General features: G+C 30.7%; 24 protein-coding genes and 1 tRNA gene. 5 read left to right on the top strand and 20 right to left on the bottom strand.

From position 1 onward, the window contains the following. Positions 1-30 precede the first annotated feature (30 nt). The 6 genes from CLV86_RS08710 to CLV86_RS08735 all read right to left on the bottom strand — a co-directional run bounded on the left by CLV86_RS08710 (position 31) and on the right by CLV86_RS08735 (position 5,530). Complete coding sequence (locus CLV86_RS08710; RefSeq protein ID WP_121051664.1) at positions 31-1,191, bottom strand: metal ABC transporter permease; 1,161 nt, start codon at positions 1,189-1,191, stop codon at positions 31-33. Beyond that, on the bottom strand, positions 1,184-2,311 hold the full coding sequence (locus tag CLV86_RS08715) for a metal ABC transporter permease (protein WP_121051666.1): 1,128 nt from the start codon (positions 2,309-2,311) through the stop codon (positions 1,184-1,186). The genes CLV86_RS08710 and CLV86_RS08715 overlap by 8 nt, the downstream gene beginning before the upstream one ends. 91 nt (positions 2,312-2,402) lie before the next feature. After that, the gene (locus CLV86_RS08720; RefSeq protein ID WP_076731494.1) at positions 2,403-3,140 is read right to left on the bottom strand and encodes a metal ABC transporter ATP-binding protein; all 738 of its coding nucleotides are present in this window, start codon (positions 3,138-3,140) and stop codon (positions 2,403-2,405) included. Between the two features lies 1 nt (position 3,141). Beyond that, a complete protein-coding gene (locus tag CLV86_RS08725) occupies positions 3,142-4,050 on the bottom strand; it encodes a metal ABC transporter solute-binding protein, Zn/Mn family (protein WP_121051668.1) in 909 nt (302 codons plus the stop codon). A gap of 72 nt (positions 4,051-4,122) precedes the next feature. Next, positions 4,123-4,884 carry a transporter gene (locus CLV86_RS08730; protein WP_121051669.1) on the bottom strand — a complete coding sequence of 254 codons (762 nt, stop codon included), beginning with the start codon at positions 4,882-4,884 and terminating at the stop codon, positions 4,123-4,125. Next, on the bottom strand, positions 4,871-5,530 hold the full coding sequence (locus CLV86_RS08735) for a metal-dependent transcriptional regulator (RefSeq protein ID WP_076731497.1): 660 nt from the start codon (positions 5,528-5,530) through the stop codon (positions 4,871-4,873). The genes CLV86_RS08730 and CLV86_RS08735 overlap by 14 nt, the downstream gene beginning before the upstream one ends. A 123-nt stretch (positions 5,531-5,653) precedes the next feature. Between CLV86_RS08735 and CLV86_RS08740 the strand changes: the two genes are divergently transcribed. Beyond that, complete coding sequence (locus tag CLV86_RS08740) at positions 5,654-6,076, top strand: hypothetical protein (RefSeq protein WP_121051671.1); 423 nt, start codon at positions 5,654-5,656, stop codon at positions 6,074-6,076. A 140-nt stretch (positions 6,077-6,216) separates the two neighbouring features. Here the strand turns inward: CLV86_RS08740 and CLV86_RS08745 are convergent, their stop codons facing one another. The 4 genes from CLV86_RS08745 to CLV86_RS08760 all read right to left on the bottom strand — a co-directional run bounded on the left by CLV86_RS08745 (position 6,217) and on the right by CLV86_RS08760 (position 9,423). Next, positions 6,217-6,348, bottom strand: coding sequence for a FeoB-associated Cys-rich membrane protein (locus CLV86_RS08745; protein WP_121051673.1), 132 nt, complete (start codon positions 6,346-6,348; stop codon positions 6,217-6,219). Continuing rightward, a complete protein-coding gene (feoB, locus tag CLV86_RS08750) occupies positions 6,348-8,450 on the bottom strand; it encodes a ferrous iron transport protein B (RefSeq protein WP_076731500.1) in 2,103 nt (700 codons plus the stop codon). Before feoB ends, CLV86_RS08745 begins: the two co-directional genes overlap by 1 nt. Then, positions 8,443-8,676: a FeoA family protein gene (locus CLV86_RS08755; protein ID WP_076731501.1), complete on the bottom strand. Its 234-nt coding sequence runs from the start codon at positions 8,674-8,676 to the stop codon at positions 8,443-8,445. Before CLV86_RS08755 ends, feoB begins: the two co-directional genes overlap by 8 nt. Before the next feature lie 72 nt (positions 8,677-8,748). Then, positions 8,749-9,423, bottom strand: a complete 675-nt coding sequence (locus CLV86_RS08760; RefSeq protein WP_121051674.1) for an SCO family protein — start codon at positions 9,421-9,423, stop codon at positions 8,749-8,751. Between the two features lie 168 nt (positions 9,424-9,591). On the opposite strand from CLV86_RS08760, the gene rseP reads away from it, so the two are divergent. Then, entirely contained in the window at positions 9,592-10,938 is a 1,347-nt protein-coding gene (gene rseP / locus CLV86_RS08765) for an RIP metalloprotease RseP (RefSeq protein ID WP_121051676.1), read from the top strand. Between the two features lie 69 nt (positions 10,939-11,007). Beyond that, positions 11,008-11,081: transfer RNA gene (locus CLV86_RS08770), tRNA-Asn, on the top strand. 60 nt (positions 11,082-11,141) lie between these two features. Here CLV86_RS08770 and dprA read toward each other — a convergent pair. Then, positions 11,142-12,245: a DNA-processing protein DprA gene (gene dprA, locus CLV86_RS08775; protein ID WP_121051678.1), complete on the bottom strand. Its 1,104-nt coding sequence runs from the start codon at positions 12,243-12,245 to the stop codon at positions 11,142-11,144. 104 nt (positions 12,246-12,349) lie between these two features. Here dprA and CLV86_RS08780 point away from each other — a divergent pair, with 104 nt between their 5' ends. Further along, complete coding sequence (locus tag CLV86_RS08780; protein ID WP_121051680.1) at positions 12,350-13,288, top strand: HU domain-containing protein; 939 nt, start codon at positions 12,350-12,352, stop codon at positions 13,286-13,288. Between the two features lie 160 nt (positions 13,289-13,448). Continuing rightward, positions 13,449-13,958, top strand: a complete 510-nt coding sequence (locus CLV86_RS08785) for an acyl-CoA thioesterase (protein WP_076731506.1) — start codon at positions 13,449-13,451, stop codon at positions 13,956-13,958. A gap of 13 nt (positions 13,959-13,971) precedes the next feature. Here CLV86_RS08785 and CLV86_RS08790 read toward each other — a convergent pair whose 3' ends face one another. From CLV86_RS08790 to atpG, 9 genes are all read right to left on the bottom strand, one after another. Continuing rightward, positions 13,972-15,201: a murein hydrolase activator EnvC family protein gene (locus CLV86_RS08790; RefSeq protein WP_121051683.1), complete on the bottom strand. Its 1,230-nt coding sequence runs from the start codon at positions 15,199-15,201 to the stop codon at positions 13,972-13,974. Next, on the bottom strand, positions 15,201-15,977 hold the full coding sequence (lolB1, locus tag CLV86_RS08795; protein ID WP_121051685.1) for a lipoprotein insertase outer membrane protein LolB1: 777 nt from the start codon (positions 15,975-15,977) through the stop codon (positions 15,201-15,203). The genes CLV86_RS08790 and lolB1 overlap by 1 nt, the downstream gene beginning before the upstream one ends. After that, on the bottom strand, positions 15,978-17,345 hold the full coding sequence (locus tag CLV86_RS08800; RefSeq protein WP_121051687.1) for a tetratricopeptide repeat protein: 1,368 nt from the start codon (positions 17,343-17,345) through the stop codon (positions 15,978-15,980). It abuts the gene before it with no gap. A 2-nt stretch (positions 17,346-17,347) separates the two neighbouring features. Next, a complete protein-coding gene (locus tag CLV86_RS08805) occupies positions 17,348-17,650 on the bottom strand; it encodes an antibiotic biosynthesis monooxygenase family protein (protein WP_076731509.1) in 303 nt (100 codons plus the stop codon). Between the two features lie 19 nt (positions 17,651-17,669). After that, the gene (locus CLV86_RS08810) at positions 17,670-18,689 is read right to left on the bottom strand and encodes a sugar phosphate nucleotidyltransferase (protein ID WP_121051689.1); all 1,020 of its coding nucleotides are present in this window, start codon (positions 18,687-18,689) and stop codon (positions 17,670-17,672) included. Between the two features lie 32 nt (positions 18,690-18,721). Further along, on the bottom strand, positions 18,722-19,156 hold the full coding sequence (dut, locus tag CLV86_RS08815; RefSeq protein ID WP_121051963.1) for a dUTP diphosphatase: 435 nt from the start codon (positions 19,154-19,156) through the stop codon (positions 18,722-18,724). Positions 19,157-19,160: 4 nt separating this feature from the next. After that, the gene (locus CLV86_RS08820; protein ID WP_121051691.1) at positions 19,161-20,618 is read right to left on the bottom strand and encodes an oligosaccharide flippase family protein; all 1,458 of its coding nucleotides are present in this window, start codon (positions 20,616-20,618) and stop codon (positions 19,161-19,163) included. 51 nt (positions 20,619-20,669) lie between these two features. Then, positions 20,670-21,179, bottom strand: coding sequence for a hypothetical protein (locus CLV86_RS08825; RefSeq protein WP_147427025.1), 510 nt, complete (start codon positions 21,177-21,179; stop codon positions 20,670-20,672). Positions 21,180-21,397: 218 nt separating this feature from the next. Further along, positions 21,398-22,258: an ATP synthase F1 subunit gamma gene (gene atpG, locus CLV86_RS08830; protein WP_121051695.1), complete on the bottom strand. Its 861-nt coding sequence runs from the start codon at positions 22,256-22,258 to the stop codon at positions 21,398-21,400. Between the last annotated feature and the right edge of the window lie 3 nt (positions 22,259-22,261).

Below are 22,261 nucleotides of genomic sequence, written 5' to 3' on the forward strand. Positions count from 1 at the left end.
TGTAACTGGTTTTTTTATTTATGCAAATAACTAACCTCTAAACAAAAAGAAATCATCTTTCATATCCTCAATCTGCGCATCTTCGTTAGTTATAATGTAATCAATTGCTTTAGAGGTGAATTTATCTCCTTTTTCGGTAAGAGATACAATATTATTTTCAACACTAATCATATTGTTTTTTGTTGCCAGTTCTAATACTGTTTTAGCTCTAACTTTTTGCCAATTAATGTGCTCTCGTAAGTGATTAACATGGCGTTCTTCAAGCTCATTATGATTTTTTAAATGTAGTAAAAAAGTTAATAGAGACACTTCTGTGCGTTGTTGTTTTTCACGATACATAACCGCAATAATACCTTTACTTGGTGCAAATAAATAAACAATTAAAAAAAGTAAGCCCAACATAGTTGTAATAGATCCAGCAATAGAGGCATCTAACCAATGTGCAAACCAATAACCAGAAATTGCGCTTAACACACCAAAACCAATAGCTAAAGCAAGCATTTTCTTTAAATCTGTAGTTAATAAATAGGCGGTTGCAGCAGGAGAAATCATTAAGGCAACAACTAAAATAGCACCAACAGCATCAAAAGCACCAACAGTAGTAACAGATGCGACACTCATTAATCCATAGTGTATTATCGCTGGCGAAAAACCTAGCGATGCAGCTAAACCAGCATCAAACGTACTTACTTTTAACTCCTTAAAAAAAGCGATTAATAATATTACTGTAATTAATAAAATAACACCAATAATCCACAGTGCTTTGGGCCCAACATCAACACTAGAAATTAGCAACCTATCAAAAGGTGCGAAGGCTAATTCACCAAGTAAAACAGCATCTACATCTAAATGTACATCGTTAGCATTTTTAGCAATTAATATTACACCAATACTAAATAAAGCAGGAAACACTAAACCTATGGCTGTGTCTTCTTTTACCAATCCAGTTTTTTGAATATACTCTACTAAAACTACAGTTATAATGCCTGTAAAAGCAGCAAATAAAATTAGTAATGGTGAGTTGAGGTTATGTGTAATAAAAAAACCAATAACAATTCCAGGTAATATAGAATGACTTATAGCATCGCTTATCATAGCCATTTTTCTAAGCACTAAAAAAGTACCAGGAATAGCGCAAGCAATAGCGACTAGGCTTGCGATAAGTTGTATTTCAATTTGAGCGCTATTCATCGTCTGTAGATTGTTTTGTATATAAATTTGCAGCAGTATTAAAACCTGTTTCGGTTAATCGCCACATTTTACCTTCTAATTTTACATAATCTTTTTCTACCAATTTTTGCAATGTAGATTTTGTATAACCTTGAAAGTTATTTAGTAATTTAATAGCATGCGGATGCGAAATATTATCATGCGTTTCTGCAATATGATACATAAAAGACAATGTTTTATGAAGCTCTAAATCACGACGATTTTTTATAACTCTAATTTGTTTGAATAGTAAGCCACGACTTGGTGAAAATACAAACGAGAAAAACACAAAAACCGAAGCTACTAAAACAATTACTGGTCCAGTAGATAAATTCGTTTGGCTGGCACTTATTGCTGTACCAAAAACACCGGAAAAGGCACCAAAAACAGCAGCTAAAAGCACCATAGTAGACAAGCTGTTAGTCCATTGTCGTGCAGCAGCAGCTGGTGCTAACAGCATAGCACTCATTAATACAACGCCAACAGTTTGTAAACCTAATACAATGGCTAAAACAATAAAACTAGTAATTAAAACATCTATAAACTTAGTATTAAATCCAAGTGTTTTAGTATAGTCTGCATCAAAAAGCAAAATTTTAAATTCTTTCCAAAATAGTAATAGAACAAACAAACATAAGCCAGTAATAATAGCCATTAACCAAACATCACTTTCTACTAAAGTCGCTGCTTGACCAAATAAATATTTATCTAATCCTGCTTGGTTCGCATTGGGTTGCTTTTGTATAAAGGTCAATAATAACATACCAAAACCAAAAAACAAAGATAAAATTAACCCTAAAGCAGTATCACTTTTTAAATGTGTTTTCTTTACAATACCACGAATCCAAAAGGTTCCAATTAACCCACTAACTAAAGCGCCCAAAAGCAAAGTGTTAGAGTCTTTTGCACCGGTAATTAAAAAGGCAATTGCAATACCTGGTAAGGCAGCGTGCGAAATAGCATCGCCAAGTAGGCTTTGCTTTCTAAGTACAGCAAAACTACCAAGCATGCCTGTTACAGCGCCTAAAATGGCTGTTCCAAGTGTTATTGTGCGTAGTGTATAATCACTAAATACTAATGAAAAATATTCTGTTATGTCCATAATTCCTGCGAAGGCAGAATTTCATCCTGTTTTCGCAATATTTGTTATTTATAATTTCATTTTATGAGATTCCTGTCTTCACAGGAATTGATTACTCCTGTATACTTACTTTATAGTTTATACCGTAAGTTTTGGTTAAATTATCATCATTAAATATATCTTTTACTGGACCTGTGGCAATTTTTTTCACATTTAAAAAAGTTACCCAATCAAAGTATTCTGGTACAGTTTGTAAATCGTGATGCACAACAATAACAGTTTTTCCTGCTTTACGTAATTCTTTTAAAATATTAATAATTGCAATTTCGGTTGTTGCATCAACACCTTGAAACGGCTCATCCATAAAATAAATTGAAGCATTTTGCACTAAAGCACGTGCTAAAAAAATACGCTGTTGTTGTCCTCCAGAAAGCTGGCTAATTTGTCTGCCTTTAAAGGCTAGCATTCCTACTTTTTCTAAAGCTTCAAGTGCTGCTTTTTTTTCTTTTTGTCTTGGTCTTTTTATCCAACCTAAACTACCGTAGGTTCCCATCATTACAACATCTAGTGCCGTTGTTGGGAAATCCCAATCTACACTTCCTTTTTGCGGTACATAAGCAACTAATCTGCGTTGTTTTTCATAAGGTTTACCATAAATAGTAACGCTTCCTGCAATAGGTTTTAATATGCCTAAAATAGACTTTATAAGTGTTGATTTTCCTGCGCCATTTGGTCCAACAATAGCCATTAATACTCCTTCTGGAATTTCTAAATCGATATCCCAAAGTACTGGCTTGTAGTTGTAAGCTACTGTAAGGTCGTCTACTTTTACGGCTATTTTAGTTTTCATATTATTTTAAAGCGTTTACAATTGTATTTACATTGTATTCAAACATACCAATATATGTACCTTCAACAGTTCCTGCGTTTCCAAGCGCATCAGAATATAAAGTACCACCAATAACCACATCGTGATTTTTAGATTTTACCGCTGCTTGTAAAGCTTCAATGGTACGTTTTGGCACAGAACTTTCAACAAAAATAGCTTTTACTTTATTTTCTATTATAAAGGTAGCTAATTTTTGAACGTCTTGCACGCCTGCTTCGGTTGCAGTGCTTAATCCCTGTAAACCAACAACATTAAAATCGTAATTTTTTCCGAAATAATTAAAGGCATCATGTGCAGTTACTAGTATTCTTTTTTCTTTTGGAAGTGTTTCTATTGTTGAGGACACTTTTGCTTGTAAAGCTTCTAATTGCTGAAGGTAATTTCTTTCGTTTTCAGAAAAACGCGCAGCATTTTCAGGATCTTTTTCAACTAAAACTTGTGTTACTTTTTTAGCAAATTGTTTGAAATATGAAATATTAAACCATACATGTGGATCGTAATTTGAAGCAAAATAATCTGAACCAATTAAGCCTGATTTATCTAAACCATCTGCCAAAGCAATTGGTGATTGTGTATTCATTTTTTCGAAAACTTCTACCAGTTTTCCTTCTAAATGCAAACCGTTATAAAAAATAACATCTGCATTTACTAATTTGGTAACATCGCCTTCGCTGGCTTTATATAAATGCGGATCTACACCAGAACCCATTAAACCGTTTACATTAACTAAATCGCCACCTATATTTTTAACCAAATCTGTTATCATGGTTGTAGTTGTAACAATATTTAGTTTGGTATTGTCTTTTTTTGGGTCATTTTTACAATTAAAAAAAGATAGTGTAATTGCTAAAAGTAGTATTGTTTTTTTCATTTTTATTGTATTTATATACTAATAGTTAATTTGTTAAGACTTTGGAATTCTAAAACTAAATCCACCACTTATTCATATGTCTTGCCCATTTGTTATGCTTGAGCCAACGTTTGCGTCTAACTGAAAATTATTTGAAACTAAGTAAGTAAATCCTGCATCCCAAAGATGGTTAGCTTTATTGTTTTCTGGAAAATCACCATATAACTCTACATAAGCACCAAGCTTATTAGTTAAGCTATAGCCGTAAGCAATTGTATAAACGTAAGCTGCTTCTGGATTGTCGTTTTCCCAAGCGGCGCCTAAATTATAAGATAAACTAGATTTCTCGCTTAATGTATGTGCAAAAGAAAATCTAAAATCTACTCCAGTATTTTCTGGCCTTAATTCTTTTTTTACAGAAAACGGCAAGTTTAAATGACCAAGAAAACCAATTTCTGGCATCCAGCCGTTTTCTTGAGTAATGGTTGTTTTAAAACCTAAAAGCAAAGGAGAAAAGCTATTGGTTGATGCAATTTCACTACCATTAAACTTTACTTTACTATTTGTATAATTGTAGCCTAAGCGTAATTCTAAATTGTTTAATAACCCATAACGTACTAACATAGTATTGTATGTAAAGTCTTCGGTTTTAATATTGTTTTCTTCAAAACTTTCGTAAAAAGCTCCTGTTTCTACTTGTAGAAATCCTTTTGGTAAAGCTGTAGGAGATTCTGTAGCGTCTGGTCTATCTGTTATTAATGGCTCAAGTGTTTTGTTTTCTTGTGCAAATGAAAAAGATACAACAGAAAATAAAAATCCAGTTGTAAATGTTTTTAAATATTTAGTTAAGATCATTGACGTAAATTATGTTTGTAAAATCTTCGTTTAAAAGAATAGTGTTATTGTTAATTGATATTTGAGTCATTTTATTTTTACTAAACTGTTTTGTTACCAATATGGAATTACCATATTTAAGACCGTTTTGTGCGCAAAAATCAAAGAATTCTTTATCATCACTCATTAATCGTGATATAATATATTGTTTGCCTTCTTGAGTGTTTGATAAGCTAATTGATGTGTCTATAGTTGTAATTTCTCCTTTTTCGTTTGGAATTGGATCGCCATGCGGATCGAATTTTGGATTACCTAAATAGTCGCTAATTTTATTTGCTAAAAAATCTGAGGTTTCGTGCTCTAAAAATTCTGCTTCTCTATGTATTTCATGCAAAGTCATATCGAAAGTTTTATGTAAAAACGCTTCCCATAACCTGTGTTTTCTAATAACATTTAATGCCATTTTCTCGCCTTTATTTGTAAGTTGTAAGGCTTGGTATTTTTCGTAATTAAGTAAATTTTTTGCGGCTAATTTTTTTGCCATATCTGTTGCTGCTGCGTTAGATATACCTAATTTTTTTGCAATGTTACCTGGTTTGGTATCGTTAACATCGTTATTGTTGTTTTTGTAAATAGCTTTTACAAAATTCTCTATTGCTACAGACATTTTTAATTACTTTAATTAATTTTTAAGCTTACTTAAATTTTTTACAAATGTAACTAAAAATTTTAATTATTGTAATTTTGGTATGATTTAAGCTATATTTATTTTCTAATTTGTTTAATTATCATGAAAAAACTATTACTAATTTTTGCTGTATTAATCATTAATTTAGTTTCTGCTCAAGACTCTACAAGTGTAAAAGTAGATGCTCCAAAAATTGTATCTAAATTAATGTACGGTAGTACTATTAAGGTTGAAAATATTGAGTTTAAATTTGTGGCAGTTGAAAGCGATTCGCGCTGTCCAAAAGGTGTACAATGTGTTTGGGCAGGAGAGGCAATTGTTTTGGTTGATGTTTTTAAAAACGGAAAAAAAACAGAGCAAAAACGATTGGTTTTTTCTCCTACTAGCCAATTGCAAAATGCTTTAGGAAATTTATTTTCTTCGGAAAGTCTAAAGGTTTCTGGTTTAAATATTGCGCCTTATCCAGAGCATGGCACTAAAATTAAAGCTGAAGATTATTATGTACAGCTTTCTGTTAAAAACTAATTTTTACTGCGTTATTGTTTTGCGTTAAGGATAGAACGGCATGTTTGAGCTCCTCGCAGAGAGCGAGTAGTGATAGCCTGACTAAAAAATGCCTTTTTGCATTTTTTGGTAACGCCCAAATTAAATATTTTTATTATGGTTTAATGACAGCCACAATCGTCTGTGCCACAAGCTTTTTTAGCTTTCTTTTTCCAGATGTATTTTTTAAATAAAAACACTAAAGCGACTGCTAAAATGGTAAATACTATTATGTCTTGAAATAGTGTGCTCATTATTTAAGAAATTGAAATGATAATAATGCTACAATATAAGCAATCGCTGTCATGATAACGAATTGGTATGTTGGCCATTTCCAGCTATTGGTTTCCTTTTTAACTATGGCAAGCGTACTCATACATTGCATAGCAAAGGCATAAAATAATAGTAAGGATATACCAGATGCAAAGTTAAATAATGGACCGCCAAGTATTGGGTTTACTTCTCCTGCCATTCGGTTTTTTATAGTTTCTTCGTCGTCACTACCTACGCTGTAAATAGTAGCTAAAGTTCCTACAAATACTTCTCGTGCTGCAAAACTACTAACTATGGCTATACCAATTTTCCAGTCGTAACCTAACGGTCTAATAGCTGGTTCTATTGCGCGTCCTGTTAGACCAATAAATGAGTGTTCTAATTTATGTGATGCTATTTTTTGTTGTAGCTCATCTTCTGTTAAATCTTGTGCGGCATACTGCTCTGTAATAATGTTTTCGGCATTATTAAATTGTTCTCCTGGACCATAAGATGCTAATACCCAAAGTACAATTGATATGGCTAGTATTATTTTTCCAGCACCAAAAATAAATGCTTTTGTTTTTTCTAATACGGTAAGTGCTACGTTTTTAAACAGTGGCACTTTGTAGTTTGGCATTTCTACTACAAAAAAGGTTTTACTTTTAATTTTTAAAACTTTATTTAAAATCCAAGCAGAACCTACTGCTGCACCAAAACCAATTAAATATAATAACATTAAAGTTAATGCTTGGTAGCTTAAACCAAGTATTCTGCCTTCTGGAATTACTAAAGAGATAATAATTAAATATACAGGTAAACGCGCAGAACAGGTTGTAAATGGTGTTACTAAAATAGTTATTAATCGTTCTTTCCAACTTTCTATATTTCTGGTGGCCATAATTGCTGGAATAGCGCATGCTGTACCAGAGATTAATGGCACAATACTTTTACCGCTTAATCCAAAACGACGCATTATTCTATCCATTAAAAATACTACACGACTCATGTAACCACTTTCTTCTAATATGGATATAAATAGAAATAAAAAGGCTATTTGTGGTATAAAAATTACAATACCTCCAAGTCCAGAAATAATACCTTCGGCAATTAAATCTGTTACTTTTCCTCCTCCTGGAAAAGTTTCTTTTACCCAATTACTTAACGATGCAAATGAAGAATCTATCCAGTCCATTGGCACACTTGACCAATCGTAAATGGCTTGAAAAATGGTAAGTAAAATAAAAAAGAAAATTACATAACCCCAAATTTTATGGGTTAGTATACGATCTAACTTAGTTCTAACATCTGTAGCTTGTGTTATATCTATAGTCTGCCCTCTTTTTAGAACATTATTAATAAATTGATAACGCTTTATAGTTTCTTTTTGCTGAAGTCTTTTAAGATCTCCTTTAGATTTTGTTTTAAAACTAGCAATAGCATCAATATCTTTTCTATCAGTTTTACCAAAGTTTACATCTTGGGTAATAACCAACCAAAGTTTATATAATAATTGATTTGGAAATGCTTTTTGTAGTCTATTAAAATATTCAGTATCTATTTCTGAAGCATTTAAACATGGTTTAACAGATAGTTCTTTATAATTCGAAATTTGCTGTTTTAGGTTTTCTATACCTTCATTTTTACGTGTACTAATAACAGCTATTTTAGTTTCTAATTGTTGTTCTAAATAGCCAATATCTAAGGTTATTCCTTTTCTACGCATTCTATCTGCCATGTTTACTACTAGTAAACATGGAATTTCTAAATCTTTTATTTGAGTAAATAGTAAGAGATTACGTTTTAAATTTTCGACATCACTAACTACAACTGCAACATCTGGAAAATCTTTATCATTTTTATTTAAAAGCAACTCTATAACCACACTTTCGTCTAAAGACGAAGCATTTAAACTATACGTTCCTGGTAAATCTATAATATGAGCTTTTACGCCTCTTGGTAATTTACAAATACCTTCCTTTTTTTCTACAGTTATACCTGGATAGTTACCAACTTGCTGATTTAAACCTGTTAGAGCATTAAAAACAGAGGTTTTTCCTGTATTAGGATTCCCAATTAAAGCGACATTTATTTGCTTACTCATCTATTTTATCTATTAAAATATGAATAGCTGTTTCCTTTCTAATAGCTAAATGACTGCCATTTATATTTAAATATAATGGATCACTAAATGGTGCAACTTGTACCAATTCTACAAAGTTTCCTGGTAGGCAACCCATTTCAAGAAGTTTTAAAGGTATTAATTCTGAAGAAACATCTGTTATAACTCCTTTCTCTCCGCGTTTTAAATGTACTATTGTATGTTGCAAGCTTATTTAGATTGATTTTAAAGAAGCAAAAGTAAGTGAAAAAACTTAAGCTAAAAAATTGTAGTGAAGAAACTACAGTTTCTCACTGCGTTTTAACTTTTCTATGTCTAAAATTAATTGTGAAATGGCTTCTGGATCTGTACCATCATAAAAACCACGAATTTGCTTTTTCTTATCGATAAGCATAAAGTTTTCGGTGTGTATCATATCAAACTTATCTCCATTACCAACAGATTTTACTGCTAAGTAGCTTTTTCTAGCCAAATCATATATTTGTTTTTTATCTCCTGTAACTAAATTCCATTTAGCATCGTTAACACCTTTTTTAACAGCATATCTTTTAAGTTGTTCTACACTATCTATAACTGGTGTTACAGAATGCGACAACAACATAACATCATCATCGTTACTATATTCTTTTTGTATTTCGTACATATGGTCTGTCATTATCGGACAAATAGTCTGGCAGGTGGTAAAAAAGAAATCGGCTACATAAATTTTATCTTTATAATCGTTTTGGGTTATTGTTTTTCCGTTTTGATTAATTAAGCTAAAATCGGCTATTTTATGATATTTTTTCACATGTTGGATTGTACTATCAACCAGTGTCGTTTCAACATTATTTGGCTGATATACAGGTAGAGGTTTTTCAACATTTAAAATATTATATATTATTAAAATTATAATTGATGAAAGGATAAAAAAACCAATCGCGAATTTTTTATAATCTTTAAAAAAAGAAAGCATATTAATAGAATTGAGTCAATATTTTACAAAAATACAAAGCGTACATGTGTTAAACCATTTTTTTGGCTCATAAATTGCTGTTAAAACATAAAGCAAAGTCATAATAGCTTTTTAAAGTAAGTCTAAATACTTACTTTTGGGCGTTATAAAAATGAATAGATAAATTACATGGGAATTATTATACAAATCTCTCAGTTTTTACTGGGACTTTCACTATTAATTATACTTCACGAGCTAGGGCATTTTATCCCAGCAAAATTATTTGGAACTAGAGTAGAGAAATTCTACTTGTTTTTTGATGTTAAATTTTCACTTTTTAAGAAGAAAATAGGTGAAACTGTTTATGGTATTGGTTGGTTACCGCTTGGTGGATATGTAAAAATTGCTGGAATGATTGACGAAAGCATGGATACCGAAGCCATGAAAGAAGAGCCAAAACCTTGGGAGTTTAGAAGTAAACCAGCCTGGCAACGCTTAATTATTATGCTTGGAGGTGTTATGGTTAATTTTATATTAGCATACGTTATTTACTTTTTCTTATCTTTTGTTTATGGAGATAAGTTTATCGATGCAACAAGTATTCAAGATGGGTATTTAGTAGAAAATCCTCTACTAACAGATTTAGGTTTTAAAACTGGTGATAACATTATAAAAGTTGGAGAATATGATGTTGAAAACGTATCTGATATTAAAGGAAACTTTATAGGTGCAAAAACCATAACTTTTGAAAGAGATGGTGTAGAGCAAACTATTACAATGCCTGTAGATTTTTTAGGACAGTTTTCGGATAGCAAGCGTAGAGATTTATTTGAAATGCGCTACCCATTAATGATTTCTAAAGTTCCAGATTCTTCAATAAATAAAGGAGTTAATTTAAAGGATGGAGATATTTTAAGAACTTTTGGAGATAAAAACATTAAATATATAGACCAATTAAAACCAGCTTTAAACGCTTATAAAGGTCAAGAAGTTGATGTTACAGTTTTAAGAGATGAAAAATTAATTACCGAAAAATTAAAAGTTAGTGACGAAGCTAACTTGGGTATTATTTATTATTCTGGAGCCGGTCCACAAATAATGGAGAAACTAGGTTACTATAAAATGAAAACTAAAGAATATACTTTAGGTGAAAGCTTTGGTGCTGGTTACAATAAATTTACAGGCCAAATAAACAAATATTTTGGCCAACTTAAAGAAATAGGAAATGTAGAAACTGGAGCTTATAAAGGCGTTGGTGGTTTTTATGCTATATTAAATATTTTCCCAGATTATTGGAATTGGCAAAACTTTTGGAGCATAACAGCTTTTTTATCTATAATGTTAGGTGTGCTTAACTTACTTCCAATACCAGCTTTAGATGGTGGACACGTAATGTTTTTACTATACGAAATGATCTCTGGACGCAAGCCTAGCGATAAATTTATGGAGTATGCACAAACAGTTGGATTCTTTATTTTAATAGGTTTAGTGCTCTTTGCAAACGGAAATGATATCTTCAAAGCAATTTTTAATTAAAAAAATTAAAAAATATTTTGCAGTATCTAAAAAACATTTTATATTTGCGCTCGCAACAGCGAAAAACACTCCTCTTTAGCTCAGTTGGTTAGAGCATCTGACTGTTAATCAGAGGGTCCTTAGTTCGAGCCTAAGAAGAGGAGCAAGTTTACAGAAGCCTTACAGAAATGTAGGGCTTTTTTTATGGAATAAATTTACCTGCTTTAAATAACCTCAAACAGTTTTCCTGGTAATGGTCTTACCACTCCTTTTAACTCCATATTCAACAAAATACCAGCAACTTTAAAAGTAGGCATATTACAGTTTAAAGCTATAATATCTAACATTTGTTTATCGTGGACTTTTAAGTAATTGTAAATTACTTTTTCGTTATCATCAAGCTCTACAAAAAGTTGTTTTTGTATTGGCTGCTTTTGTTCTTCTTCTAATTGCCAATTTAATAAGTACGGCACGTCTAACGGTGTTGAGAGTAAATGTGCTTTTTGCTGTTTTATTAAATTATTGCATCCAGTACTTTGCGAATCTGTTGTTCGACCAGGAACAGCAAATACATCTCGGTTGTATGAGTTTGCAATATCTGCAGTAACTAAACTACCACCTCTTTCCGCACTTTCTATAACAATTGTTGCTTCACTAATTCCTGCAATTATTCTGTTTCTTTTTAAAAAATTATTTCTATCAAAACTAGAAGTACTCCAAAAATCTGTAAAAAAGCCACCATTGTTTTCAACATCTGCCATATATTTTTTGTGGGTCTTTGGATAAATTTGATTTAAACCATGAGCCAAACAACCTATGGTTTGCAAATTATGTTTTATAGCAGCCTTTTGCGCAGTAATATCTGTACCATAGGCAAAACCAGAAACTATTACAGGATCATAAATAGCAAGTTCTTCTACTAACTTTTCGCAAAAAGCAATCCCTGAAGTGGTAATTTTTCTTGCTCCAACAATACTTATAATATGTTTTTTATTTAGGTTTATATTACCAGCTTCAAAAAGTAATATTGGACTATCTATACAATGTTTTAATTTTTCAGGATAGGTTTCAGAATTAAAATAGTGTGTTTTTAAACCTTCAGCTTTAATAAATTCTAACTCAGCTTGAGCTGCTTTAAAATGATTAGGGTTAAATAAATCAGAAATTGTTACACTACCAATTCCATCAATTTTTAAAAGATTTTGTTTCTTTTCTTTAAGCACAGCTTCCGCAGAACCGCAATGAGCTATCAGTTTTTTTGCTGTTACATCACCTATTTTTATGACATTTTGTAAAGCTAAAACGTAAATTAAGTCGTTTTCTGTCATTTTATCTAATTGATTTTGAGTCTACAATAAAAGAATTTTAATGCTGTTAATAAATAATAGTACCAACATTTTATTAGGTTGCAAAAAATACTAACTTTGTTTTTATGCAATTAGAGACTTACATAAGCGATTTATTATACCGTTACGAATGTGTTACTGTACCTAACTTTGGTGCTTTTTTATCACAACGTGTTCCTGCAACTGTGCATGAATCTACAAACGCGTTTTATCCACCAAAAAAACAGTTATCGTTTAATGAACAAATACAGACTAATGATGGTTTATTAGCAAATTACATTGCTGATGCTGAAAAAATACCGTTTGAAGCTGCCACTTTAAAGATTTCAAAACGTGTAAAATCTCTAAAATCTAGTTTAATTGAAGGTGAAACGTTATCTCTTCAAAATATAGGCGATTTAAAGCTTAATAGCGAAGGAAAAATAGAATTTAACCCTAGTTATCATTTAAACTATTTAACCGATGCTTTTGGCTTATCTCAATTAGTATCTCCTGCTGTAACGCGTGAAGTTTACAAAGAAGAAGCAGAAACTATTGAAAAAGTAATTCCATTAACTATAACGCCAGAAAAACGTAAAACTAAATCTTACTTTAAATATGCTGCTATTGCATTAATTGCGTTAACAATTGGAGGTTTTGGAGCTTCTAAATATTATGTAGACAGCGTTGCTACACATAACCAAATTGCACAAGAAGAGGCTAACAATCAATTAGAAAACAAAATTCAAGAAGCTACCTTTGTAATTAGTAATCCATTACCTGCAGCTACATTAAATGTTAGTAAACAATCTGGAAATTATCACATTGTTGCTGGAGCATTTAGAGTTGAAGAAAATTGCGATAAAAAAGTAGCTCAACTTAAACAAGAAGGTTTTAAGGCAAGAAAAATAGGAGTAAACAAATACGGTTTACACCAAGTTGCTTATGCTAGTTTTAATGATAGAAATGAAGCCCTTCGTGAACTAAACAGTATTCGTAACAATAATAATGATGCTGCTTGGTTACTGGTTAAGGACCTTAATTAAACTTTCTCATAAAATTTCCTAAAATTTAAGGCTGACTTTTTAAATCGGCTTACCTTTGCATTTTTAAAACACAAAATGTTATCTGCAGTATTCTACATACTGTGTATAATACTAGAAAAACAATAGATTTCTACCTTTGTAGAAAGGACAAAACAAGATTATGGAAGCTAAAACAGCAAAGGACTCAAGAACGATAATGACAGATATGGTTTTACCTGGTGAAACCAACCCAATAAACAATCTTTTTGGTGGTGAATTATTGGCCAGAATGGATAGAGCTGCTGGAATTAGTGCACGCCGTCATTCTAGAAGAATTGTTGTAACGGCTTCTGTTAACCATGTGGCATTTAATCGTGCTATTCCTTTAGGAAGTGTAGTTACTGTAGATGCAAAAGTTTCACGTGCTTTTAAAAGCTCTATGGAGATTTATATAGACGTTTGGATAGAAGACAGAGAGTCTGGTGTTAAATCGAAAGCCAATGAAGCTATTTACACTTTTGTTGCTGTAGATGAAACAGGAAGACCTGTAAGAGTTCCAGAATTAATTCCAGAAACAAAAATTGAAATTGAACGTTACGAAGGCGCTTTAAGAAGAAAACAATTAAGCTTAGTTTTGGCTGGTAAAATGAAACCAGATGATGCTACAGAATTAAAGGCTTTATTTGAATAATTACTTTATTAAATTACATTTTATAAATCCAGCTCGACGGATTTTGTGTTTTATTATCCTTATCTATTCTAAATTTTAATACAGTTTCTCCTGTTGTTGGGTTTGTAAACACCTCGCCAATATCTTGTTTTGTAGTTACTTTATCGCCAGTTTTTACATAAATTTTTCCAAGATTTTGATATGTAGTTATATAATTACCATGCTTTACCATTACAATTGGATTACTTCTTTTAGGTTTTAAAATACCCATAACCTCACCATTAAACACAGCTCTAACTTGAGCTCCTTTTTCGGTTGAAATTCTTACACCATTACTGTTAATTGTTAAATTTCGATCTACTGGAGATGGCTGTTTTCCATATCGTAATTTTACAACACCTTTTTCTACAGGCCAAGGTAATTTACCTTTATTACCAAGAAAATCTGCAGCTAAGGCTTTTGCCTCTGCCGTTAAAGCAAAACTTTTAGATTTTGTTGTGCTTTTTGCTCCAGCTTTTTTGTTTGAAGCAGCAATAGCTTCGGCAATTAATTTATCGATTTCTCTATCTATTCGTCTTGCCTCCTTTTCTTTAGCTTTAATTTGAGCAGTATATTTATTTAAGTCTTTTTTTATAGCACTCATTATAGCTTCGTGCTGCTTACGCTCTGCTTCTAAAGCTTTTTGTTCTTTTTTATTTTCTGCAATTAATTTACTTTTTGCTTCTTTTTGAATTAAAAGGTTTGAATTTGCCTTTTGCAATGCTATAGTTTTCTCTTTTATTTTATCTCCTTGCTCTTTTTGATAATCTGCATATTGATTTAAATATTGAATTCGTTTATACGCTTGTTTAAAATTTGTTGCAGACAATAAAAACATAACGCGATTGTGCTTATTTTTATTTTTATAGGCTTTTTGTAGCATTTTGGCATATCCTTTCTTTAAAAGCTCTAATTCCTCTCTATTTGCTGTTATTTGCTTTTGGTTAGTATTAATTTCTCGTGTTAACAAATTCGCTTGCTGATTAGTTACCTTAATAAGGTTTTCGCGCACACTAAGTTTATGATTTAAGTCTTCAATTTGTGAAATTTGAGACTTTTCTTTAGATTGATTTGAAGATAATAATTTATTTATTTGCTGAATTTCTCTAGATAATTCCAAACGTCTTGCTTCTAATTCTTTTTGCTTTCCTCCTTGAGAAAAAACAAAAAAACTGCAAAAAAACAGTATATTAAAAAGTGTTATTTTGTATTGAAACGCTCGCATTATTTAAGTTCTATTTTTTTGTAACCTGAAGGAATTGTAAATGGAAACCTTAATTTTTGGTTTAATTCTACACCTTTAAATTCTAAATCAATTTTTAATTGGTCTTCGTGCTCTAAGGCTATAATATTTATAGCTTCTGGAAGAATTTCGTTTTCTACTTCTTGATATGCTAAATAATTTATTTCAAGATGTCTATTGTCTTTAGATTGTGCTATTTGCTGAGAATCCATTTTAAAGTGTTTTGGATTAAACAATAAAAAAATCTCAAACAAATTATTTTGATTTTTAGGTTGTAGCATATAAGATTTCTCGAATACTGAAGCTTCATAATCTTTAGTATTTGGTTTATATATAGGCTCACCTAAAAGTAAAGCCTGTATTTTATTAAAATCTAGTTCCGTACCTAACAAGCTGCTTAGATAAGTAAAATCACCATCAAAATAAGTATTATCTAATTTATTATAAAATGCAACTCTATTTGGTGTAATTAAAGCTTTAACAATACCTAATTTACTCATCCAGATTGTTTTATCCTTTTCTATTCTTAAAGAAACAGAAGTGGACTGTGAATTTTTACCATCATTAGATTCAATTTTTAATCTCGCACTTAACGTGTTAAATTTTGAAGTATTCTTATCACTATTTTTTATAATTTGCTTTGCGGAAAGATTACTGTTTAGCGTACCATTATCTGTAATAGTTTTTGCAGATTTACAACTTATTAATCCAATACTTAATATAAGTATTAGCGAAATTATTTTAGGTTTAATTATCATTTAATTAGAAATTTCTAGTGCTTTAGCTTTATCACTAAACGTTTTTGCTTTTGCTAAATTGTTTAGACCAGTAAAAGACTTACTTAGTTGTTTATAAAAATCGGCTTCCATTTTTGCGTCTTCTATTATATAATCTAAGCCTGTTTCAAGAATTTCTATGGCATTATTGTACTCTTTTAATTGATTTAGCGCTACACCATTAATAAGGTAAAGTACTGGCTGCGATGGATATTTTTCTATTCCTTCTGCACTTTTTTGTTTCGCAATATCAAACTCATTTAAGTCGATATGTAATAAAATAATATTTCTTAATATCCCAAAGTTATCAGGTTCAAGGTCTTGTGCTTTTTTATAGTATTCAATAGCTTTAACATTATCTTTTTTAGCTAAATAATACTGTGCAATTTCTACAAATGTTTTTGTGTCTGCAGCGCTTTCTGTTACTAATGTTGTAATTTCGACTAAATCTTTTTCGTACTTTGGATTTTTGTTTACAAAATTTACAAAATCGGTTAATACTTTTAATTTTGCTTCTGGTTTTATTTGCCTACTGTTTAAAACTATTTTCATAGACTCTATAGCCATTTCTGCCTTATTATCGTCTAAATAAAATTTATATAATGCTAAATGGACTAATTGTGATTCTGGATGAACTTCTAATAGTTTTTTTGCTGTTTCGAAAGCTCTTTTAGGATCGTTATTTTCACTATATCTAAAAATTAAAGCTAAATAATTACTCTCTGCTTCAGGATTGTCGTCTACTCTTTCTTCAAGCTTTTTAATTTGTTGCTTTTTTTGTCCTGTCGCGTTATAAATTTGGTTTCTTAAACGGTCTCTTTGGTCTGAAACTCCTAACTCATCATCTAAATCATCTAATACTTTTATAGCATCTTTATACTTTTTTGTTCTTACATAAAGTGATGCTAAATCTTCTTTATAATCTGGATGATATTTTACAAGTTGTTTTATGGTTTTTATTGCTTTATCATAATCTTTTTGTTGTGCGTAGCTTTCGTATAATTCGTCTAAATACCACTCGTTATCTGGCTCTTTATTTACAGCTTCTTTTAAAGCATCTTCTGCTGCACCAAAATTTTTAAGTTTATTGTAATTCTTTCCTAATTCATAATATAATATAGATTTAGAATCGTCCATATCTATACATTTTTGTAATGCAATTATGGCTTTGTCGTAATTTTCTATTGCTTTTTGCTTAAGTGCCTCGTAAAATAATTCTTGAAATTCATCTGTAACATTTCCTAAATCGTCATTTGGAGCAGCGTTAAAATCTACTTGCGCAAAAACACCTTTCGGAAAGAGGAAAATGCCGAAAATAAAAAGTAATATTTTAAGGTTTTTTTTAATCATGTCTATTTTAAAAGTAAATCTTCTACTACTTTAAGTTTATTTAAAATTTCAAACTTTTCGCAAGATTCTCTCATTATATTTCGAAACTTATCTGCTTCTTTTGGTAATTTATTTCCAGCATTAGTAAATGTTTCTTTATCTGGCCATTGTGCGTAAGCAATATACTTTAATGGCTTTTCTAAATGCAATCTAGAACCTAAACCTCCTTCATGTTTTACAATTAGCTTAGTTAATGCTTTCCAAGCTTTTAAGAAGTTGTCTTCTTGGTTTGGTTTTATATCAAATGAATAAAGAACAATGTACATGTTTATTTAATATCAATATTTATTCCAAAACAGAATAGTCTCCTATACTAATTTTAGTAAATTTTCCATCATATTTTACATGATTTCCAATCATAGCCTCGTCTAAATTAGCGTTTTTTATCGTTGTTTCATTTTGTATTAAACTATTTTTAACGGTGCTATTTTCTATAACACAATTATTTCCAATTGAAACATTTGGACCAACTGTTGCGTTTTTAAGCATTACATTTTCACCAATATAACAAGGTTCTATAATAGTAGAATTATCGTTTTTAATTGTAGAGGCTATTAATTGCTCATCTCCATCTGCTTGCAAAAAGCCTAACATGCGTTGGTTGGTTTCTAGTGTTACTGCTTTATTTCCACAGTCCATCCATTCGCTTACTTCTCCTGTTTTAAATATTTTATTATTAGCCATCATGCCTTTAATACCATCGTTAATTTGGTATTCTCCACCATTAATAATATTATTATCGAGTACTTTTTGAAGCTCATCTTTTAAAATAGATACTTCTTTAAAATAATAAATTCCTATTACTGCTAAATCACTAACAAACTGTTCTGGTTTCTCTACTAATTCTACTATTTCTTTATTATCATTTAACTTAACAACTCCATATGCTTCTGGCTTATCGACTTGTTTTACCCAAATAACGGCATCGGCATCTGGATCTAAATTAAAATTGGCACGAATTAAAGTATCGGCATAAGCAATAACTGCAGGTCCAGATAAAGATTCTTTAGCACACATAATAGCATGACCTGTTCCTAATGGTTGGTCTTGTCTATAAATAGAAGCTTTTGCTCCTAAGCTTTTTGCTAAATCTTCTAAACTTGAAACTACGTCGTCTCCAAACCAAGCTGGATCGCCTAAAACAAAAGCTATTTCTTCTATTGGTTGATTTAAAACTTTAACAATATCTTTTACTAAACGATGTACAATTGGTTGTCCTGCAACTGGAATTAATGGTTTTGGTACTGTTAAACTATGTGGACGCAGTCGAGAACCTCTTCCTGCCATTGGTACAATAATCTTCATTATATTTTAATTTGATTTTTTTATTGATATCTTTATTTTATTCCTGTACTGCCAAAACCACCTTCTCCTCGTTCGGTTTTAGAAAGTGTTTCAACTTCTTGCCATTCTGCTCTTTCATGCTTTGCAATTACTAATTGCGCTATGCGTTCTCCATTTTCAACTACAAATACTTGAGTAGACAAATTAACCAAAATAACACCTACTTCTCCTCTATAATCTGCATCTATTGTACCTGGAGCATTAAGTACTGTTATACCTTTTTTAGCTGCAAGACCACTTCTTGGTCTTACTTGAGCTTCTAAACCTATTGGAAGTTCTAAAAATAAGCCTGTTGGAACTATGGTGCGCTCCATAGGTTTTAAAACAACATTCTCTGTTAAGTTTGCTCTTAAATCCATTCCGGCAGACGCAATAGTTTCGTAATGCGGTAAAGCATGAGTAGATTTATTAATTATTTTTATTTGCATGATTTTATTTTTTAAGCAATGTTTTAAGCTCTTTTTTCTCAAGCTGAAAAACGATGCCTAAAAATACAATTAATGCTCCAATTCCAATAACATAATTACCTCTAAATTGATAGAAATACAACATTGAAATTAACGTTGATAACCCAAAATACAGTGCTATTTTTTTTAAATTATATGGAATTGGGTAATATTTTCTTCCGAAGAAAAAAGAGGACAACATCATTACTAAATAAGCTGAGAGTGTAGCAATCGCAGAGCCTTTAAAGCCTATTATAGGAATTAATATAAAATTAATAACCAAAGTTATTATGGCTCCTAATATTGAAATATAAGCACCAAACTTTGTACGGTCTGTTATTTTATACCAAACAGAAAGATTATGATAAATTCCTAAACAAAAATTAGCTAGTAATATAAATGGAACTATCCACATTGCTTCATAATAGGCCTCACTTCTAATAATGTAAGGTTTTAAAATATCGGCAAAAACAACTACACTTAAAAAAATTATAGATCCAAATGCAACAAAGTATTCTAAAATTTTAGCATAGTTTTTTTGTGGGTTTTTAGATTTAGAATGACTAAAAAAATAAGGCTCTATACCTAAACGAAAGGCAGTTGCAAATAAGGTCATAAATAAAGCTAATTTGTAACAAGCAGAATACATACCTATTTGCTCATCGGCTATGTTTTTTGGCAATAACTTTTCTAATAAAATGCGGTCGAAAGTTTCATTAATAGAATAAGCTATTCCTGCAATAAGAACAGGCATAGCATAACGCATCATGTTTTTCCATAATACAGTATCAAACTTTAATTTTATTTTTAAATAAAATGGTAGTAATAATAGTAAGGTTATACTACTTGCAATAAGGTTTGAAATAAATATATAACTAATTTCATAGTTATCTTTACAAATACTTGAAAAGAGAGAATTCTCATAAGACAACTCTTTTAAATATAATAGTAAAAAAACGTTAAGACCTAAATTAATAGCTACGTTTAGAATTTTAATTATTGCATATCGCATAGGTTGTGCCGTAGCTCGTAACCATGCAAATGGTATTATTACTAAAGCATCTAAAAGCAAAATAATAAATACCAAATTAAGGTATTTTAATTCAATATCTATTAAACTGGAAATTTGACTTCTAAATAAAAAAGCTATTCCTAATAATGCAAATGAGCTTAATATTAACGAAATTGTAGCTGTACTTGTTACTTTTTCTTGACTTTTTTCTTTATTAAAAAATCGAAAAAAAGCAGTTTCCATACCGTAAGCTAATACAACATTAAAAAGAACAAAGTATGCAAAAATAAAAGAGACACGACCATACTCTTTAACCGATAGTACTGCTGGATTGGTATAAAGCGGAACTAAAATAAAACTAAGCATTCTTGGCAGCACAGTTGCTAAACCATAAATAAATGTTTGTTTAAAAAGAGATTTAAATCCGCTCAAGCCGTTTTGTATTGTTTAATCTAAATATAGTAATCTCTAATATATTAGGAATTAATTATGTTTTATTGGTGCCGATGGATAGTTAACAGATGCTTTTTCTTTAATATTATAAACTTGAAAATATTTAATTTTGTCTCCATGCTTATAACTTATCATACATTCGTTTGGTTTTAATTCGAATGGAAATGGCTCTGGTTTTGTATTGCCGTATTCTGCATTTTCATCATTACTCATTACAAGCCTATTTTTATTAGATTTTAAATTTGCAAAATGCATATTATTTTCTTCTTGCATATCACCAATCATACCTCGAAAGTAAACTTTTTCAAGCTTATAATTTTGTTTGTTAATTAAGGTAGGAAAATAAATATGTATTCCAGAACCTCCAGCTTTTTGGCCAGAAAACCATGATTGAAAATAAGCATCTCTAATAAAAAGTGGCATTTCTTTTCCTCTACCTTGCATAGTTCCTGTAGTATCTGTTACTTCTACAACATCTCCTTTATCTTTGTTAGATTCCTCTTCTGGACTATTTATGTTTTCTTTATTTTCTTTATCCATAGTGTTTTTTGAGCTCGAGCATTGTGTAAAACTTGTAAACAAAACAAAAGATAATATAAATAAAGTAATTGCTTTAACCGATTTCATAATAAGTGTATTTGTATTATAAGATTATAAAGATAAAGAATCAAAAGTTGTTCCATAAAAAAACCTTATTCAAATTGAATAAGGTTTTTAAAATTATTGTAATATTTCTAAATATATATTTAGAATGATATTTAGTTATTTAAAGCTTCTGCACCACCAACAATCTCTAAAATTTCATTGGTAATTGCAGCTTGACGTGCTTTATTGTAAGTTAATTTAAGTTGATCTCTTAATTCTGTAGCGTTATCTGTAGCTTTGTGCATTGCCGTCATACGTGCACCGTGCTCACTTGCAAAACTATCTCTAATACCTTTATATAATTGTGTTTTAAGAGATTTTGGAATTAGTTGCTCTACTATTTCTAACTTAGAAGGCTCAAATATATAATCTGCATTAATTTCTGCACCTCCCTCTACAGGAACAATTGGCAAAAACTGCTCCGTCATTACAATTTGTGTTGCAGCGTTTTTAAACTTGTTGTAAACAATTTCAATTTTATCAAATTCGCCAGAAACAAATTTTTCCATTAACATTTCTGCAATTTCAGCAACGTTATCGAAAGTTAAGTCATCAAATAAATCACTATGGTTTGCAATTACAATACCTCTTTTAGAGAAGGCATCGTTAATTTTCTTACCTATTGCAATTACAGATACGTTTTTACCCGTATAAACATTATCAATTAAATTTTGTGTTTGCTTGATTATATTCGAGTTAAATGCACCTGCTAATCCTCTATTTGAAGATACTGAAACTATAAGCACATTCTTAACATCTCTTTGTTCAGAATATTGACTTCCGGTATCTGCATCAAGAGTTGCACTTAAGCTTTGTAAAAGCTCTGTTAACTTATCTGCATAAGGTCGCATTGCTGTAATAGCGTCTTGAGCTTTCTTTAATTTTGCAGCAGATACCATTTTCATGGCACTAGTAATCTGCATCGTTGAAGATACCGAAGATATTCTATTACGTATTTCTTTTAAATTTGCCATATT

Source organism: Lacinutrix venerupis, from assembly GCF_003663945.1.
In the GTDB taxonomy this organism is placed as follows: Bacteria; Bacteroidota; Bacteroidia; order Flavobacteriales; family Flavobacteriaceae; genus Lacinutrix; species Lacinutrix venerupis.